Annotated in this window: 11 protein-coding genes; 10 read left to right on the forward strand and 1 reads right to left on the reverse strand. The window is 67.5% G+C overall.

The features are described 5' to 3' along the window. Positions 1 to 218 precede the first annotated feature (218 nt). From DI041_RS09825 to ubiM, 4 genes are all read left to right on the forward strand, one after another. A complete protein-coding gene (locus tag DI041_RS09825; RefSeq protein ID WP_136638675.1) occupies positions 219 to 1,382 on the forward strand; it encodes a COG3904 family protein in 1,164 nt (387 codons plus the stop codon). 58 nt (positions 1,383 to 1,440) lie between these two features. Continuing rightward, positions 1,441 to 1,986 carry a DUF4019 domain-containing protein gene (locus DI041_RS09830; protein WP_136638674.1) on the forward strand — a complete coding sequence of 182 codons (546 nt, stop codon included), beginning with the start codon at positions 1,441 to 1,443 and terminating at the stop codon, positions 1,984 to 1,986. An 11-nt stretch (positions 1,987 to 1,997) separates the two neighbouring features. Then, positions 1,998 to 2,387, forward strand: coding sequence for an MAPEG family protein (locus DI041_RS09835; RefSeq protein WP_032128357.1), 390 nt, complete (start codon positions 1,998 to 2,000; stop codon positions 2,385 to 2,387). An 80-nt stretch (positions 2,388 to 2,467) separates the two neighbouring features. After that, positions 2,468 to 3,646: a 5-demethoxyubiquinol-8 5-hydroxylase UbiM gene (gene ubiM, locus DI041_RS09840; RefSeq protein ID WP_136638673.1), complete on the forward strand. Its 1,179-nt coding sequence runs from the start codon at positions 2,468 to 2,470 to the stop codon at positions 3,644 to 3,646. Between the two features lie 11 nt (positions 3,647 to 3,657). Here ubiM and DI041_RS09845 read toward each other — a convergent pair whose 3' ends face one another. Beyond that, positions 3,658 to 3,879 carry an RNA-binding S4 domain-containing protein gene (locus DI041_RS09845; protein WP_006426190.1) on the reverse strand — a complete coding sequence of 74 codons (222 nt, stop codon included), beginning with the start codon at positions 3,877 to 3,879 and terminating at the stop codon, positions 3,658 to 3,660. 265 nt (positions 3,880 to 4,144) lie between these two features. Between DI041_RS09845 and DI041_RS09850 the strand changes: the two genes are divergently transcribed. From DI041_RS09850 to DI041_RS09875, 6 genes are all read left to right on the forward strand, one after another. After that, positions 4,145 to 6,082 carry a DEAD/DEAH box helicase gene (locus tag DI041_RS09850; protein ID WP_046983170.1) on the forward strand — a complete coding sequence of 646 codons (1,938 nt, stop codon included), beginning with the start codon at positions 4,145 to 4,147 and terminating at the stop codon, positions 6,080 to 6,082. Positions 6,083 to 6,309: 227 nt separating this feature from the next. Then, the gene (locus DI041_RS09855) at positions 6,310 to 8,733 is read left to right on the forward strand and encodes a putative bifunctional diguanylate cyclase/phosphodiesterase (RefSeq protein ID WP_136638672.1); all 2,424 of its coding nucleotides are present in this window, start codon (positions 6,310 to 6,312) and stop codon (positions 8,731 to 8,733) included. A gap of 109 nt (positions 8,734 to 8,842) precedes the next feature. Continuing rightward, positions 8,843 to 10,507, forward strand: coding sequence for a sensor domain-containing diguanylate cyclase (locus tag DI041_RS09860; protein ID WP_136638671.1), 1,665 nt, complete (start codon positions 8,843 to 8,845; stop codon positions 10,505 to 10,507). Between the two features lie 34 nt (positions 10,508 to 10,541). Next, positions 10,542 to 11,264 carry a pseudouridine synthase gene (locus DI041_RS09865; RefSeq protein WP_012510490.1) on the forward strand — a complete coding sequence of 241 codons (723 nt, stop codon included), beginning with the start codon at positions 10,542 to 10,544 and terminating at the stop codon, positions 11,262 to 11,264. Between the two features lie 144 nt (positions 11,265 to 11,408). Then, on the forward strand, positions 11,409 to 12,479 hold the full coding sequence (locus DI041_RS09870) for a GGDEF domain-containing protein (protein WP_136638670.1): 1,071 nt from the start codon (positions 11,409 to 11,411) through the stop codon (positions 12,477 to 12,479). 121 nt (positions 12,480 to 12,600) lie between these two features. After that, positions 12,601 to 13,761, forward strand: coding sequence for an AAA family ATPase (locus DI041_RS09875; protein ID WP_136638669.1), 1,161 nt, complete (start codon positions 12,601 to 12,603; stop codon positions 13,759 to 13,761). Positions 13,762 to 13,785 lie beyond the last annotated feature (24 nt).

Consider the following 13,785-nt stretch of genomic DNA (forward strand, 5'->3'; position numbering starts at 1 on the left):
GGCGGGTTGGGTCCGGTTGCAGGGGGCGCTGCAAGGCCCACTCCGCCTTCGACAGGTTCCTGCGACCTGTCGGGACGGCGTTCCGCAGTGCTGTTGGTGGGTGTCGACCTTGGTCGACACGCTTTCCCAAGGGTCAGAAGGGGTTCAGTGCCACGCGCTGAATGCGCGTCGTGGACGGGTAGACTGTGGCTCTTGTTTACATGATGACCGGTTGCCCGATGTCCGCCAAATTCCGCTGGTTGCCCCTGTTGTGCCTGGCCCTGGCGGGCTGCAGTCAGTTGGAGAATCCGGGCAATGTGACCGCTGCCGACAAGGCGGCGCGGGCGCCGGCCAGTGATGGCGAGAACATGGTGTCGATCAATGCCGCCGATGCACCGCCGCCGCCGGCGCCGCCGCGCAGCCGGGCGGATCGGCCGTGGCCGCAGGCGCAGCTGGAGAATGGCCGCGCCTGGGTCAGCTGCAGCACCGAGTATGCCGGCGATGCCGGCGACGGCACCGAGCTGGAAGGGCTGCAACGCGACCAGATCAGTCAGGCGCTGGCGCCGTGCGCCGAGCGAGGCCTGTTACGCGTGCGCTACGCCGGCAAGATCAATCCCGGCTTTGCCGAGATGATGTGGCGTTTGGCCGTGGTCGCCGACGAACAGAAGATCCACAAGCGCATCCTTGACCTGGACTCCAGTGGTGGCCAGGTGGAATCGGCGATCGTCGCCGGCGACAGCATCGGTGAATCGGGCTGGACCATCTGGGTGCGCGAAGGCTCGATCTGCCACAGCGCCTGCGTGTTCGTGCTGGCCGCCGGTGACAACCGCCTGCTGTCAGGCAAGGTCGGCATCCACCGCATGATGCGCATCAGTTCCAGGGCCACCTCGCGCGCTGAGCTCAACCGCGAGCTGCACGAGGTCTACGACAACGTGAAGGATTACCTGCAGCGCAACGGCGTGGCGGTAGGCGTGGCCGACCTGATGATGACGGTGCCCAATCGCAGCCTGCGCCTGCTGACGCCGGACGAACTGCGCCAGTACGGCCTGGACGGCACCAACGCGGTGCAGGACGACCTGGAGCGGATCAAGCAGATGCGTGCCTGTGGTGACGACTTCGTGCAGCGCAAGGACGCGTTCCTGATCGCCTTCGACCAGCAGTGCAAGCACGAAGGCGCCGACATGGAATCGATCAACAGCTGCGGCCAGGCGTTGAAGCAGCGCTTCGGCTTCCCCGATGCGGTGTGCCCGGAAGAAAGCCCACTGTCGGAGATCGATGTAGCAACGCTGCCGCCCGCGCCTTCGGAGCCACCGCCGGTGGCCGAACAGGCACCGGTGAACACTACCGCGCCCGCTGCACAGGCCGATGCAGCAGTGGTGGAAGGCAGCGCCCCGGCACGCTGACGGCGTAGTCACTGCGCTGGCGTAGACTGCGGTTCTTTCCCGAGAACCGGCGGTGTCCATGAAGCGCGTGCTCCTGCTGCTGTCCTTGCTGCCCCTGACTGCATTGGCGCAGGCGCCTGCGCCCGCCACGCCTGCACCGGCGCCCGCCCGCCCGGCACCTGCTTCGCCAGCAGCAGCAAAACCGGCCACGGCCGGCGCACCGGCGCTGACCGCCGCGCAGCAGGCGCAGGTACAGAAACAGGACGCGGAAATGGGCGCGGCCGCAGTGAAGGCGGCGCAGCTGGTCGATGCCAACCGCGCCGGCGAATTGTGGGATGGCGCTTCGGCCGTCGCACGCCGTGCTGTACCGAAGGCGGCCTTCGTCAGCCAGTTGGCCAGCGAGCGTGCGCGGCTGGGCACCCTGGCTGGCCGCGGCCAGCCGACCATCACCCGGGTCAAGTACAACGCCGGTGCGGCGGTACCCGAAGGCCTGTACATCAACGTCAGCTTCCCGACCCGTTTCGCCAACAGCGCACAACCCGTACGCGAACTGGTGTCGTTCCGTTTCGACGAGGACCATGTGTGGCGCCTGGCCGGTTACAGCCTGCGTGCGTCGGCACCCTGAGGAGATGAACGATGGCAACTGAACTGACGATGCTGGCCTGGTCGGTGCTGCTGGGCTTCGTCTACATCTTCGCCACCTCCACCGTAGTCACCCGCGAGCGCGGGATGAAGTGGAATGCCTCGGCGCGTGATGGCGAAGCCAGGCCACTCAGCCCGCTGGCCGGTCGCCTGCAGCGGGCCCAGGCCAACTTCCTGGAGACCTTCCCGTTCTTCGCCGCTGCTGCGATCGCGGTGGTGGTGGCCGGGCGCGGCAACGACACCACCGCATTGGCGGCGCAGGCCTACTTCTGGGCACGGGTGGTCTACCTGCCGCTGTATGCCGCAGGCGTGCCCTACGTGCGCAGCCTGGTCTGGGCGGTATCGCTGCTGTCGATCCTGGCGCTGGTGTTCGCGCTGCTGTGATCGTGGCCTGATCCAGATCAAGGCCGCTCAGGTCCGCAGCGCTATGCTGGCGGCGACTGAATCAACGGCAGGAGGCGCGCATGCGCAGGATGGACGTGGTGGTGGTCGGCGCCGGACCGGCGGGTCTGTGCTTCGCGCGCGCGCTGGCCGGCAGTGGCCTGCAGGTCGGCATGGTCGAAGTACAGCCGCGCCAGGCGCTGGCCGAGGCTGCCTTCGATGGCCGTGAGATCGCGTTGACCCATGCCTCGCGGCAGAGCATGGAACAGCTGGGCCTGTGGCAGCGACTGCCGGACGCCGAAGTCGCCGAATTACGCGATGCCAAGGTGATGAACGGCAGTTCGCCGTTTGCGTTGACCTTTGCCAGCAGCCAGGTCGATGGCCAGCCGTTGGGCTGGCTGGTGCCCAACCATCTGATCCGCCGCGCTGCATGGGATGCCGTGCAGGACCAGGACGGACTGGAACTGTTTGACGGGCGCAAGGTGCAGAGCGTGCAGGCCGATGCGCAGGGCCATGTGGTCACGCTGGATGACGGCAGCACGCTGCACGCGCGCCTGCTGGTGGCCGCCGACAGCCGCTTCTCAGCAACCCGCCGCATGCTCGGCATCGGCGCGCAGATGCGCGACTTCGGCAAGTCGATGCTGGTGTGCCGCATGCAGGTCGAGCGTGATCACCACCACACCGCATGGGAATGGTTCGGCTACGGCCGTACCATGGCACTGCTGCCGCTCAACGAGGGCCAGGCGTCTGCGGTGGTCACCTTGCCGCCGCGCCAGATTGAAGCGCTGCTGGCGATGGACGAAGTGGCCTTCGGTGACGCCATCAGTGACTGCTTCGAGCACCGTCTGGGCCGGATGCAGCCGGTGGCCACGCCGCAGGCGTATCCGCTGGTTGGCGTCTATGCGCACCGTTTTGTCGGCGAGCGTTCGGCGCTGATCGGCGATGCTGCGGTGGGCATGCATCCGGTCACCGCACATGGCTTCAATCTGGGCCTGGCCAGTGCGCAGCGGCTGGCACAGGGCATCGTCGAACAGCAGCGTCGCGGTGCCGACATCGCCGCCGCCGGCATGCTGGCCAGCTACCAGCGCGGTCATCGGCTGGCATCGCGGCCGCTGTACGAGGCTACCAACGCGATCGCCAGCCTGTATACCGACGATCGCCGCCCGGCGCGGCTGCTGCGCGCGGCCGGCCTGCGTCTGGCGCAGGGCGTTGCGCCGTTCAGGCAGCTGATCGCCTCGCACCTGACCCAGCGCGTGGCCTGAACGGATTCAGATCAGCCGGCGGCCAGCACGCGGATCTGGCTGTCGGCGAATTCAACCACCTGGCCTGCGCGGATCTTGCAGGCCTTGCGCAGTTCGACCTCGCCGTCGACCAGCACCTGGCCTTCGCTGATGACCATCTTGGCCTCGCCGCCGCTGGTGACCAGGTCGGCCAGCTTGAGCAGCTGCTTGAGCTCGACGTAGTCGCCGTCGAGGTCGAATTCGAGAATCTGCATGGAACGGGTTTCCTGGGAAGGGGCGCCGGATTCTGGCCGGGCCGGGAGAGGGCGCGTATTGTGCGCCAGCACGGGGCATGACGGCACACGCACGGCAACCTGTATGCATGGTTCAGGATCAATGCGGTATGATTCCGCTCTGAGCGAGTGAAATCTCCTCCAACCGAGCAGCGCCAGGGCACGCGATAAGAAGGGCGCCCAAAGCGCGGACCATCACCTTTTTTATCGCACTGCCAGGAAGACGGCAGTGTCTTCGGAGTTCCCCATGTCCCAAGAATCCCAAGCGCAGCTGCAGTTCGCGCAGCTCGGCCTGTCCGAGTCTGTCATGCAGGCGGTCACCGCCATCGGCTACGAAACCCCGTCGCCGATCCAGGCTGCCACCATCCCGGCGATGCTGGAAGGCCGTGACGTGCTGGGCCAGGCCCAGACCGGCACCGGCAAGACCGCCGCCTTTGCGCTGCCGGTACTGTCCAACATCGACCTGCAGCAGATCAAGCCGCAGGCGCTGGTGCTGGCCCCGACCCGCGAGCTGGCCATCCAGGTCGCTGAGGCGTTCCAGTCCTATTCCTCGAAGATCCCCGGCTTCCGCGTGCTGCCGGTGTACGGCGGCCAGCCGTATGGCCAGCAGCTGTCGGCGCTGCGTCGCGGCGTGCACATCGTGGTCGGTACCCCCGGCCGCGTCATCGACCACCTGGATCGCAGCACGCTGGACCTGTCCGAGCTGAAGACGCTGGTGCTGGACGAAGCCGACGAAATGCTGCGCATGGGCTTCATCGACGACGTCGAAGCCGTGCTGAAGAAGCTGCCGGCCAAGCGCCAGGTGGCGCTGTTCTCGGCCACCATGCCGCCGCAGATCCGCCGCATCGCGCAGACCTACCTGCAGGATCCGGTGGAAGTGACCATCGCGGCCAAGACCACCACCTCGGCCAACATCCGCCAGCGCTACTGGTGGGTGAGCGGCATGCACAAGCTGGACGCGCTGACCCGCATCCTGGAAGTCGAGCCGTTCGACGCGATGATCATCTTCGCGCGCACCAAGGCCGGCACCGAGGAGCTGGCCAGCAAGCTGCAGGCCCGTGGCCTGGCCGCTGCCGCCATCAACGGCGACATGCAGCAGGCGCAGCGTGAGCGCACCATCGCCATGCTGAAGGAAGGCAAGCTGGACATCCTGGTCGCCACCGACGTGGCGGCCCGCGGCCTGGACGTGGAACGCATCAGCCACGTGCTGAACTACGACATCCCGTACGACACCGAAAGCTATGTGCACCGCATCGGCCGTACCGGCCGTGCCGGCCGCAGCGGTGAGGCGATCCTGTTCGCCACCCCGCGCGAGAAGGGCATGCTGCGCCAGATCGAGCGCGCCACCCGCCAGCCGATCGAAGAAATGCAGCTGCCGAGCGTGGAAGCGGTCAACGACAACCGCATCAACAAGTTCACTTCGCGCATCACCGAGACCCTGGGCCAGGGCGGCCTGGACTTCTACCGCCAGCTGCTGGAACGCTTCGAAACCGAGCAGAACGTGCCGGCCATCGAAGTGGCTGCTGCGCTGGCGAAGATGATGCAGGGCGATACCCCGTTCCTGCTGCAGCCGCCGGTGCGTGCACCGCGCGAAGAGCGTGCGCCGCGTGAGCGTTTCGAGCGCAGCGAGCGCCCGGAACGTGGCGACCGCAACGAACGTGGCCCGCGCTTCGAGCGTGGCCCGCGTCGTGACGATGCCGAGGGCGGCTTCGAGCAGCGCCCGCGCCGTGACGTGCCGCCGCGCGGTGCACCGGAGCAGGGCATGGAAACCTACCGCATTTCGGTCGGTCACCAGCATGGCGTGAAGCCGGCCAACATCGTCGGCGCCATCGCCAACGAAGCTGGCCTGGAGAGCCGTTTCATCGGCCGCATCGACATTCACGACGACTTCTCGCTGCTGGACCTGCCGGCGCAGATGCCGTCGGACGTGCTGACCCACCTGCAGAAGGTGTGGGTCTCCGGCCAGCAGCTGCAGATGCGTCCGCTGGCGGCCGGTGAAGAGATCAATCCGGCGCCGCGTCCGTTCAAGCCGCGCTTCGACAAGCGTGGTCCGGGCGGCCCGGGCGGCCCGGGTGGTCCGCGCCGCAGTGGCCCGGGTGGCCATGGTGGCGACCGCGGTGGTGACCGCGACAGCCGCCCGCCGCGCCGTGACGGCTTCAAGCCGCGCGGCCCGCGCAGCTACTAAGCCACACCTGCGATCCTGAACATCGCCAGCCTCCGGGCTGGCGTTGTCCGTTGTGGGCCCGGAAAAGGGGACGGAGGGGATTAAGTCGCTTATGCCCGGCAGTGCGCTTATGCCGAAAACGACTTAATCCCCTCCGTCCCCTTTTCGCATGGCAAACACATTGGCGGTCATAGGCTGGCTCGGTTCCAAGGGAGGTTGTCACCGCAGCACATTCGGGGGGATCCGGGATGGGTAGGAGTGGCACGGACCAACACAGCCGGCGGGTGCCGATGACCCGTGGGCTGGGACTGCGATTTGCGTTGCTGACGGGCATGGCGATCGGATTGGTCGCCTTGTCCGCCCTTATCCAGGAGCTGCAGGCGGCGTCCACGGCCTGGATTGCCGGGCAGGGCTACTGGTCACGGGGGCAGCAGGATGCGACTGCAGCGTTGAGCCGTTATCTGGCGCGCGGCCATGCCCAGGATCTGAACGACGCGCGGCAGGCGCTGCAGGTGCCCCTGGGCGATCTGCAGGCAAGGCTGGCGCTTGAACAGGCCGAGCCCGATGAGTCTCGGGCGCGGCAGGGCTTCCTGCAGGGCGGCAATGCCCGCGCCGATATTCCGCGGTTGGTGTTCTCGTTCCGCTATGCGCGGGACCTGGGTGCGTTCCGCGAAGCGACCGCGCTGTGGCGGCAGACCGATGGCGACCTGATGGCGGTGCAGGACCTGGTGGCGGAGCTGCAGCGGCGGCACGGCGGAGGCAGCTTGCCATTGACCGATCGTGATCGCTACCTGCAGCAGCTGCGGGATCTTGATCGACGCCTGCAGGTACAGGCGCAGGCGTTCTCGCAGGCGCTGCTGCGGATGGCCACGATGGTGCGGGTGGCGACGCTGATGGTCGGCGGCCTGTCGGTACTGGCGATCAGCCTGATGGCGGTGGCCCTGGCGCGTCGCGTCGGCAAGGACCTGACCGAGCATGAGAGCCGCTTCCGTGCCGCGTTCTACCAGGCCAACGTCGGCATGCTCAAGCTCGACACCGATGGCAAGGTGATGGAAGCCAACCAGGCGATGGCCGATATCCTCGACTATCGCCGTGACGTGCTGCTGCAGATGTCACTGGGTGACCTGCTGATGGAAGGCGAGCTGGTCATCGATGGCGTGGGCCGCATCGACTGGGACCGGCAGCTGCGACCGAGCGAGCTGCGCTTCTGCCGCCGCGATGGCAGCCTGGTCTGGGGGCGCTGGAGTGGTACCGGCGTGCGCAGTGCCGGGGGTGGGCTGTCGGTGTTTGCGATCATCGAGGACGTCAGCCAGAACCATGCACTGGCGCGCGAGATCGAGCATCACGCCAGCCACGATCCGTTGACCGGCCTGATCAATCGTCGAGAGATCGAGCGGCTGCTGGAACGTTCACTGCTGCAGGTGCGCAGCGAGGGCGGCACGCATTCGCTGTGCTACATCAACCTGGATCACTTCAAGCTGGTCAACGACAGCTTCGGCCATGCTGCCGGTGACCAGATGCTGCGCAGTTTCGCCGACTACCTGGTGGCAGCAGTGCGTGATGGTGACTGGGTGGGCCGGCTCGGTGCCGATGAATTTGCGGTGTTCCTCGCCCATGCCGGGCAGGACGAGGCCAAGCGGGTACTGCAACGGGTGATCCGCAACCTGGGCCAGGCCACGTTCCCGATCAGCGAGGGCAGCCCGCAGTTGAGCTGCAGCATCGGCGTGGTCGAGGTCAGTGCCGAGGCGCCGGACGCGAACTGGTTGATGAGCGCCGCCGACAGCGCCTGCTATGCGGCCAAGCAGGCCGGGCGCAACCGTGTGCACTGCTTCAACGAGAACCGCATGGCGCTGGAGGAGCGGCGCCAGGAAGCCGAGCGCCTGCAGGGCGTCAGCCTGGCGATGGCCGAGAACCGCATGCTGTTGTATGCACAGCGCATCGCCCGGGTGGGGGATCCGTCCTACCTGCACTACGAAGTGCTGGTGCGCATGCGCGGTAGCGATGGCAGCCTGCACCTGCCCGGCCAGTTCATGCCGGCCGTGGAGCGTTATGGCATGGCCGTGGCGCTGGACCGGCACGTGCTGGGGCTGCTGTTCCGCCACCTGCAGGTCTGCCCGGCACACGTGCGCCAGCTGGGGCTGTGCAACGTCAATGTGTCCGCGCAGTCGATCGCCGAGCCCGGCTTCCTGGCCTTCGTCTGCGATCTGCTCGAGCGCAACCGCGCGCTGGCCTCGAAGCTGTGTTTCGAGATCACCGAGACCGCGGCGATCAGCAACCTCAGCCAGGCCCGCGCTTTCATCGATGCGGTGAAGGCACGCGGCTGCCGGATGGCATTGGACGATTTCGGCTCCGGCCTGTCCTCGTTCGGCTACCTGCGCCAGTTGCCGGCCGACATCCTCAAGATCGACGGCGCATTCGTGCGTGACATGGATACCGACCCGATCAGCCACGCCACCGTGCGTGCGATCAGCGAGCTAGGGCGTGAACTGCAGATGGAGGTGGTGGCCGAATGGGTGGAGACCGCCGAGGTGGCCGCCGCGCTGACCCGGCTCGGCGTGCAGGGGTTGCAAGGGTATGCGATCGAGCGACCGCAGCCGCTGGAACGGATGACCCTCAGTGACCTGAGGCCGGTGCGCCTGGTGGCGGTGAAGGGGCCTCCGGCAGCTGGCTGAACGGCCGGTGGCGACTTTGGTCTACACATGCGCTGCGCGCCCGGCTGCGATAATGCGCGCCAGGGGCGACGCGCAGTGGGCGCGGACGTAAGCAGGAACAGGATGTGGCGTGGGCGTCAGGCAGTGGCGGTACGAAACAGGGGCGCTGCTGGTCGTCCTGCTGATGGGAGTGCTGTTTCCCGATCCGGCGCGCGCGCGCATGGCCGAGGCCGGCCGGGATTTCCTGCTGGTTGGCGCACCTACGGATGAACCGACGCCGCATCGTGGCTGCACGCCCGCGATGCTGGCCGGGCCACGCGAGCAGGTAGAGGTACCGGCGCCGCCCGGGGGGTGGTCGGGGCAACCCCAGGCCCTGGATGTGTTCAACGTGTTCGCTGGCGAAGTCCGCGTACAGCATGGCGACCGCGAGATCTGCGGCAACATGCACGATGCACGCACCCGTGATTCACGCTTCCGTGCCGGCATCGGCCTGGTGGCGGTGCCGGCGGCTGGCAGCCATGAGCCGTTCCTGGTGTCGTGGCAGGCGCCGCTGAAAGCGCGCTGGGTGCCGACCTTGCGGCTGGGTGCGCCCAGTCCGGTCCAGCAGAACGATACCGCCCGCCTGCTGGTGCGCGCGGCCTGCATCGCGGTGGCGATCGCGCTGGCGCTGTCGGCATTGATGGCCTACCTGACCACCCGTGACCGCAGCTTCCTGGTCTACATCGGCGCGACGTTCGTGGTGGTGGTGTGGCAGGCGATTCTTGGCGGCTTGAGCGGCTACCCCGAACCCTGGCTGCCGGTGGGGGAGCGTGGCGCATGGTGGCTGCTGGCGCTGACCGCTGCGACCCAGGCGCTGGTACTGCCCGCTCTGTGGCGCCTCAACGGCGGGGACCGCCTGCTGCCACGCTCACGGCCGGCACAGCAGGGCGTGCTGTGGGGCCTGATGGGATTGGCCGCGCTGGTACCCTGGCTGCGCTGGGAAACCCTGGCGCTGGTCGCGCAGGGCCTGCAGCTGAGCTTCATCCTCGGTTGCCTGCTGTCACTGGCCGCCGGCATGCGGGCGTGGTTGCGTGGTGACTGCTGGGCGCTGGCAGGCCTGGCGGCGCTGGTGCCGCTGCTGGTGATGATCGCCGCCGATGCCAGCAGTGCGGAGTGGCTGCTGGAGTACCGGGTGGAAGCACTGCAACTGTCGGTGACTTGGCTGCTGATGATGGCGGCCTATGCCCTGAACCAGCGGCTGGGGCGGCTGCGCCAGCAGCGTGATGAGCTGCGCCAGCTGGCCGAGACCGACGGCCTGACCGGATTGCCCAACCGCCGCGCCGGCCTGCAGCAGCTGGCCCGGCACCTGGAGCGGGTCGATCGTGAGCGTGGCCCGCTGGTGATCGGCTTCCTGGACATCGATCTGTTCAAGGACATCAACGACCGCCACGGCCATGCGGTGGGGGACCAGGTGCTGGTGGCGGTGGCGCGCGCGCTGCGGACTGCGGTGCGCAGCGAGGATGAGGTGGTGCGGATGGGCGGCGAGGAATTCCTGCTGCTGATGCCGGGCATGCCGCGCGAAGCGGCGTCGGCGCGGCTGGATCGGCTGCGCCAGCGCATCATCGAGGCTGGCCAGGCATTGCAGGTCCCAGGGCTGGAGGTCACGGCCAGCATCGGCCTGGCACAGTGGCGTCCGGGCGAGGATGACCTGGCCGCGCTGCTGCGCCGGGCCGACCATGCCATGTACGTGGCCAAGCGGGCGGGCCGCAACCGCGTCTTCGACGGCGAAGAACTCGATCCACCCGTGCCGGAATGAAGCGCAGCGGGCGGCGATGCCGGATAATGGGCCGATGACCACCCGACTCAACAAACATATCGCCGACACCGGCTTCTGCTCCCGCCGCGAGGCCGATCGCCTGATCGCCGCCCGCCGGGTCACCGTCAACGGCCACCCGGCCGGTACCGGCGCGGTGGTGGGCGAGGAAGACCAGGTGCTGGTCGACGGCCAGCCGCTGCGCGCGCGCGTTGCACGCAAACCCGGTACCCGCCGCCACGTCTACATCGCGCTGAACAAGCCGGTGGGCGTGACATGCACCACCGAAACCTCGGTCAAGGGCAACATCGTCGACTTCGTTGGCCATGAACAGCGCATCTTCCCGATCGGCCGTCTCGACAAGGAGTCTGAAGGGCTGATCCTGATGACCAGCAACGGTGACATCGTCAATCAGATCCTGCGTGCCGAGAACGGCCATCAGAAGGAATACCTGGTGGCGGTGAACAAGCCGGTCACCGACGAATTCCTGCGTGGCATGGCCCGCGGCGTGCGCATCCACGACCAGATGACGCTGCCGTGCAAGACCTCGCGCATCGCCAAGTTCGGTTTCCGCATCACTCTGCAGCAGGGCCTGAACCGGCAGATCCGCCTGATGGCTGCCGAGTTCGGCTATCGCGTGACCCAGCTGCGCCGCGTGCGCATCGACAACATCAAGATCGGCGCGCTGAAGCCGGGCCAGTGGCGCAACCTGACCGAGCAGGAACTCCAGGGCCTGCTGCCGAAGCAGCTGGACTGGTAACGCGAGGTAGTGCCGGCCGCTGGCCGGCTGCACCAGGCATCGGATGAGCGCGGGATGCCGGCCAGCGGCCGGCACTACCCGTTGCGCGGATTGCGGACCGGCATCGGCTAGACTCCGCAGTGACCTGCCGGAACGTGACGCTGCATGATCAAGCCCGACAAGCCTGCCAACGAAGCCCTTCGGCTCGAGGCGCTGTACCGCTACCGGATCCTGGATTCGCAGCGTGAGAAATCCTTCGACGACCTGGTCGCGATCGCCAAGGCGGTCTGTGGCACGTCGATGGCGGCGGTGACCCTGATCGATGTGGAACGGCAGTGGTTCAAATCGATCCAGGGCATCGACGCGGCGGAGAACCTGCGCAGTGATTCGATGTGCGGCCACGCGATCCTGCAACCGCAGCAGATCATGGTGGTCGAGGATGCGCTGCAGGACATCCGCTTCCATGACAACCCGGTGGTGGTGGGCGACCCGCACATCCGCTTCTATGCGGGCGCGCCACTGATCAGCTCGGATGGCCTGCCGCTGGGCACGCTGTGCGTGTTCGACGCGCATCCTCAGCACCTGCCCAGCGACAAGGCCGAGGCGCTGGCGGCGTTGTCGCGGCAGGTGATGCTGGTGATGGAGCTGCGCCGCTTTGCGCTCGACATCCAGAAGCACATGCTGGAACGTGATGATTACGAGCGCCTGCTGTCGGAATACCAGGACGTGCTGCTTGCGCAGAATGCCGACCTGGCCGAGCAGAGCCGTACCGATGCGCTGACCGGCCTGCCCAACCGCCGCGCGATGGCGGCGGCGCTGGAAGAGGCGGTTGCGGTGGCGGATGGTCAACCGGGCGTCGCCTGCGTTGCGCTGCTCGACATCGACCATTTCAAGCACATCAACGATTTCCAGGGCCACTCCACCGGTGACCGGGTGCTGGCCGAGCTGGGTGTGCTGCTGCGCTCGCACTTCACCGGCCGCGGCATGGCTGCGCGCTACGGCGGCGAGGAGTTCGTGGCGGTGATGCCGTCGACCGACCTGCACACGGCCGAACTGCAGTGCGAGTTCCTGCGCCTGGCGGTGGCCGACCTGCCGCTTGGATTCCCGGTCACGGTCAGCATCGGTGTTGCCCAGCACCAGCCAGGTGAAAGTGTGGATGACACGCTGGCTCGCGCCGACAAGGCGCTGTACCGGGCCAAGGGCAATGGCCGCAACCGGGTGGAACGGGCGGGCTGAAGCACCCTCAGGTAGATCAACGCCACGCGTGGGTGAAGAATCCATTCGAATGCCGTGCGCGTCGCATTCCCTGCGATCCACGCGCTGCACCATGGCGCTACTATTCCCACGGACGCCGACCATGCTGCAGACCCTGGCCATCGCCCACTACCGTTCGTTGCACGGGTTGGTGCTGCCGCTGCAGCAGCTGAACGTGGTCACCGGCGACAACGGCAGCGGCAAATCCAGCCTGTACCGCGCGCTGCGCTTGCTGGCGGAGACCGCGCAGGGCGGCGTCGCGGCGGTGCTGGCCCGTGAAGGCGGCCTCGCTTCGGCATTGTGGGCGGGTCCGGAAAAACCAGATCGACGGGTCACTGCCGGTGAGATTCCATTGCAGGGCGGCCCACGCCAGGAATCGGTGGGACTGAAGCTGGGCTTCACCACTGACGAATTCGGCTATGCCATCGATCTGGGCTACCCGCCACCGAGCCGTTCCGCATTCGCACTGGACCCGCAGATCAAGGCCGAGGCGATCTGGGCTGGGCCCTTCCTGCGCAGTGCCAACCTGCTGGTCGACCGCCGTGGTGCAATGGTGCGGCAACGCCATGCGCATGGCTGGGATCTGGTTGACGACCACGTGTCACTGTTCGACAGCCTGTTCACCCAGGTCGGCGATCCGCAGCGCATGCCGGAGACCATCGCCCTGCGCGAGTACATCCGTCGCTGGCGCTTCTACGATCATTTCCGCAGTGATGCCGACGCACCGGCGCGGCAGCCGGCGATGGCCACGCGTACGCCGGTGCTGCATCACGACGGCCGCGATCTGGCCGCAGCGTGGGTGACCATTCTCGAGATCGGGGATCCGGGCGCACTGGCGCGCAGCGTGGACGATGCTTTCCCGGGTGCCACGGTCAGCTTCGAGCCGCTGGATGGCCGGCTGGCCCTGCGCTTCCACCAACCCGGCCTGCTGCGGCCGTTGTCGATGGCCGAGCTGTCCGACGGCACGCTGCGCTTCCTGCTGCTGGCCGCTGCGCTGCATACGCCGCGTCCGCCACCGTTGCTGGTGCTCAACGAGCCGGAGACCAGCCTGCACCCCGATCTCCTGCCGGCGCTGGCGCGGCTGATCATCGCCGCCAGCGCACGCAGCCAGGTATGGGTGGTTTCACATGCCAGCCGCCTGATCGCGGCGCTGGAACAGGCGCCCGGATGCCACTCGCTGCACCTGCAGAAGGAACATGGCCGCACGCTGTTGAGCGGGCAGGGCCTGCTGGATGCACCGGCATGGCATTGGCCGCAGCGTTGACACGGCCATCCACGCCCGGGGTGA

Origin of the sequence: Stenotrophomonas maltophilia (assembly GCF_004920835.1) — a bacterium.
Taxonomy (GTDB): Bacteria; Pseudomonadota; Gammaproteobacteria; order Xanthomonadales; family Xanthomonadaceae; genus Stenotrophomonas; species Stenotrophomonas maltophilia_AQ.

Excerpts from the sequence above, each read along its gene's own strand:
- DI041_RS09830 (WP_136638674.1), top strand. The coding sequence starts at position 1,441 with ATGAAGCGCGTGCTCCTGCTGCTGTCCTTGCTGCCCCTGACTGCATTG.
- DI041_RS09835 (WP_032128357.1), top strand. The coding sequence starts at position 1,998 with ATGGCAACTGAACTGACGATGCTGGCCTGGTCGGTGCTGCTGGGCTTC.
- ubiM (WP_136638673.1), top strand. The coding sequence starts at position 2,468 with ATGCGCAGGATGGACGTGGTGGTGGTCGGCGCCGGACCGGCGGGTCTG.
- DI041_RS09870 (WP_136638670.1), top strand. The coding sequence starts at position 11,409 with ATGATCAAGCCCGACAAGCCTGCCAACGAAGCCCTTCGGCTCGAGGCG.
- DI041_RS09855 (WP_136638672.1), top strand. The coding sequence starts at position 6,310 with ATGGGTAGGAGTGGCACGGACCAACACAGCCGGCGGGTGCCGATGACC.
- DI041_RS09850 (WP_046983170.1), top strand. The coding sequence starts at position 4,145 with ATGTCCCAAGAATCCCAAGCGCAGCTGCAGTTCGCGCAGCTCGGCCTG.
- DI041_RS09875 (WP_136638669.1), top strand. The coding sequence starts at position 12,601 with ATGCTGCAGACCCTGGCCATCGCCCACTACCGTTCGTTGCACGGGTTG.
- DI041_RS09845 (WP_006426190.1), bottom strand. The coding sequence starts at position 3,879 with ATGCAGATTCTCGAATTCGACCTCGACGGCGACTACGTCGAGCTCAAG.
- DI041_RS09825 (WP_136638675.1), top strand. The coding sequence starts at position 219 with ATGTCCGCCAAATTCCGCTGGTTGCCCCTGTTGTGCCTGGCCCTGGCG.
- DI041_RS09865 (WP_012510490.1), top strand. The coding sequence starts at position 10,542 with ATGACCACCCGACTCAACAAACATATCGCCGACACCGGCTTCTGCTCC.